At 50.8% G+C, this 2,813-nt stretch carries 4 protein-coding genes; all 4 read right to left on the bottom strand.

The genetic code is table 11. From position 1 onward, the window contains the following. Positions 1-342 precede the first annotated feature (342 nt). The gene (locus D9T14_RS13080; RefSeq protein WP_126464196.1) at positions 343-1,065 is read right to left on the bottom strand and encodes an EndoU domain-containing protein; all 723 of its coding nucleotides are present in this window, start codon (positions 1,063-1,065) and stop codon (positions 343-345) included. 146 nt (positions 1,066-1,211) lie between these two features. Beyond that, entirely contained in the window at positions 1,212-1,484 is a 273-nt protein-coding gene (locus D9T14_RS13490; protein WP_126464195.1) for a hypothetical protein, read from the bottom strand. A 407-nt stretch (positions 1,485-1,891) separates the two neighbouring features. Beyond that, positions 1,892-2,272, bottom strand: coding sequence for a hypothetical protein (locus tag D9T14_RS13485; protein WP_126464194.1), 381 nt, complete (start codon positions 2,270-2,272; stop codon positions 1,892-1,894). A gap of 11 nt (positions 2,273-2,283) precedes the next feature. Beyond that, the coding region (locus D9T14_RS14030) for a hypothetical protein (protein WP_220668356.1) at positions 2,284-2,813 on the bottom strand (530 nt) is incomplete at its 5' end.

Here is a 2,813-nt window from a genome sequence, read left to right as displayed (position 1 = left end):
CAAACGTCTCCACTCGGCCATTGACTACCGGACCCCCAACCAAGTCGACACCGAATGGAGACAACAACACAGGGCAGCAGCCTAAAACCAACCAGTAACCACTGTCCGAAAAACCTATATCACTCCACAAGCTACGGGCCCCGGTCGAACGAGCAATCGCCCACCTGAAAACCTGGAAGACACTTCACACCGGTTACCGCAGGCCCCTAAACACCTTCCCACAAACCCTCACAGCAGTCATCGCACTAGAATTCTACAAAAACAGTTTTGAATAACCCTCCAAGAATGATTTCTCCTGTTTTTTGTTTTGGCTTACGAGTGCGCCCGAAGAAAGAAAACATGTCAATTATCTCTTCCAGCTACCGAAGTCGCGAGAGCAAATTCATTTCTCAAGGCTATCTCAAATGAGGTAGACTCAAGGGCCGGCCATTGAGTTGGATAACCTGAAATAATAGGCTCTCCACCTGGCTCAACTATAGCTTTAATAGGAATCCCATCTCGCACACCTTCTGTCACATATCGCATTGGATTTCCACTCTTGTATGTAGTTGCACCCGGCTTGCCTCCCTGCTGCACGAATTTGAGGTTCGGGTCAGTCGCGATATCACTCACATTATGCATGATCTGGCTGTCACTCCAGTTTCTTGGGAAGGGTGTCTTCCCTGGAGCACCAGGCCAACGATGTCCACCTCCAGTCGCATCACCATCAAGAATATGGGTAGTGCGCTGTAAGCTGGCAAGATTGACATGCTCTGGGTTAGCAGGTTTACCATTAGGGCCTAACCGTTTCGCAATACCCCGAACAACAGGAATATTGTTGACCCCGTCTATGGTTGAACCAATGACTCGCTGCCCGACTGGTGTCTTTGCGGCCCATTGGATTCCCTTGCCAACACCGTAGCCCAAGGCGCCGCCCGCCATGCCGAACAAGGAATCCTTGCCGACCTGTCCCCAGTTGATGGGGTAACCCGAGCAGGCCTGATCAATGATGCTGGCCCCACCCCCAAGAACCGCCCCGGCAATGAGAGCCGCACCGAAACCCTGAGCGCCCGGGACGAACGCCAACGCGACGCCTGCGACGAAAGTGGGCACAGAACCCGATCACCGCGCTGATCAGTGACACTGGAAAACATCCACAACGAAGGCCAGCCGAACGCGGGCCCCTCATGAACCAGTCAAAACACAGTTTCGTTCCATATCAGCCGTATCAGTCAGATTCCTCTTGAATTCCTTCTTACCTCATATGCCCTCATCTCCTCCTCCGCCGAGACGGCTCTATCGATAAAGTCTTGGCACGCTTGATCCTCCGAGTTATAAGTTTTTTCATCAATACGAAGGCCGCGCTCCGTGTAAAATACTGTCCAGTGAAATGGACTCTCTTGATAGATCACAATGGCATCATTGGCAGCTACAGCATTGACAGCATAAACCTGCTGTCGCACACCTTTGGATTTAAGCAAATCAACAGCTTCTTTTAATTTCATTAAAAGATCCCCTTGATTATTCCATGGTCAAGCAGCTTTCGCACAGTTAAAGGTAACTCGTGTTGAATTCCATCGCCAAACCAACCAAACCATGCGCCACTTGTGAAGTCTACACTGGAATGGACTTGACAACTTCATATAGATGACAAGGAAGTTGATCGGCATCCGGAGAAAGAGAACGCATGAGCAGTGGCATTCCTTCAGAAAAAGAAATTTTCCTAACTAAACCATAGTTGAAAACGCAACCAGAGCATCCGCATCTCCACTTGGAGCAGCCTTGAGAAAACTAATCGAATAAGTCAACGGCGCAAGCCGACCACAAAAAGCACAGCAACCACCACCCCTTCACTCGAGACACATGTGCGCGGCACCATCATCGTTGACGATCAAGGAGACTAATCAAATTATCACCAGTAATCTTCTTCAACTCTAAAATTCCATGGTTCCCAATCAGTATCATCCGTGCACTCGATTCGAACACCATCATCCAAGACCAGCGTGAGATTTCCCAGGTCCAGAGCAAAGTCAGGCACCACCTCAACGACCGTACGACCTACCAAGTCACCGAGCGGGGTCCCCGGACCCTCAAGCAGATCAACAGACAACGAATTATCAAACAAGAGCTCACCCTTGGCATCAACGACACGCGCACTACACCATGTATAAAAAAGCCAATCAGAACCACCAAGGAACAGCATCTTATTCTGTATATACGCTCGCGAAATCAATAAATTTCGCAGACTAGCCGCCCACTCCTCAAAACCTGGGTACATTTCATCAACTCGCATGAAGAGACCTCCTAGTCGTCAAAAAGTTCTATATGAGTACGCTCACGAACCCATCTCCCAGTATCAGATATCTCCTTAGGAGGGTTTGGCGGTTTGCCCGTGAACGGGCTCACTGGTCCACCATTAGCATTCATGAAGCTAGCTCTCTGTGATGCATGCTTAGTCGGCTCCATGATTCGAACTTTGGAGCCATCTGGTAAAACATAACCAGTGCCCGGACTCTTCGTCGTGAAGGTGTCTAGTCCCGCCGATTGGAAGCCTTCTTCGAGTCGTGTTCTACTGGTCGGGACAACTGTTCCCTTGTCATCAGCAATGAAATCGGGGCCGGTCTTAGTGGGAGGCTCAATCTGTGGACGCGTTGGCGCGGCCGGTAATTCCGGGTGCGGCGCTGGTGAGTTGTTGGATGGTGATGGTGTGGCTTTGAGGGCGTCGTTGGTGGCTGCTTGTGAAGCGTCGCTGGCGGTGTTGGCTCCTAGGCGGTTGCTGATGTTGCGGACGACTGGGAGTTTGTTGGCTTGGCGGCTGGCCCAGTCCGTGGCCG

The organism is Propionibacterium australiense, assembly GCF_003666605.1.
Lineage (GTDB): Bacteria > Actinomycetota > Actinomycetes > Propionibacteriales > Propionibacteriaceae > Propionibacterium > Propionibacterium australiense.
The sequence above is the reverse complement of the archived record's forward strand: the minus strand, read 5'-3'. Positions and strand labels throughout refer to the sequence as shown.

What these genes read in the sequence shown, in the direction of transcription:
- D9T14_RS13490 (WP_126464195.1), bottom strand. Translation starts at nt 1,484, where the DNA reads ATGAAATTAAAAGAAGCTGTTGATTTGCTTAAATCCAAAGGTGTGCGA.
- D9T14_RS13485 (WP_126464194.1), bottom strand. Translation starts at nt 2,272, where the DNA reads ATGCGAGTTGATGAAATGTACCCAGGTTTTGAGGAGTGGGCGGCTAGT.